Raw genomic sequence first — 222 nt, 5'->3', positions numbered from 1 at the left:
GCGGGTCGGTCATCCCCTCGCGGGACCCGGTCCTGGTCGTGGAGTTCACCGACGCGTGACCCGGACGCCTGACATGCTGCGCGCGTGAGCGAGAGCCAGCAGGGGCTGGTCGGCGAGGAGCTCGTCCGGCTCGCGTCGGCCGACAACTTCCGCGACGTCGCGGGCGACGGCCACCCGACGACGGACGGGGGACGGGTACGCCGCGGCGTGCTGTTCCGCTCC

At 74.3% G+C, this 222-nt stretch carries 1 protein-coding gene; it reads left to right on the top strand.

Annotated features, from left to right (window positions below):
- Positions 1 to 84 precede the first annotated feature (84 nt).
- The coding region (locus QWY29_RS21215; RefSeq protein ID WP_369292676.1) for a tyrosine-protein phosphatase at positions 85 to 222 on the top strand (138 nt) is incomplete at its 3' end.

This window comes from Nocardioides abyssi (assembly GCF_030412915.1).
Classification (GTDB): Bacteria; Actinomycetota; Actinomycetes; order Propionibacteriales; family Nocardioidaceae; genus Nocardioides; species Nocardioides abyssi.
Note: the sequence above shows the minus strand (reverse complement) of the source record. Positions and strands in the feature narration are given on the sequence as shown.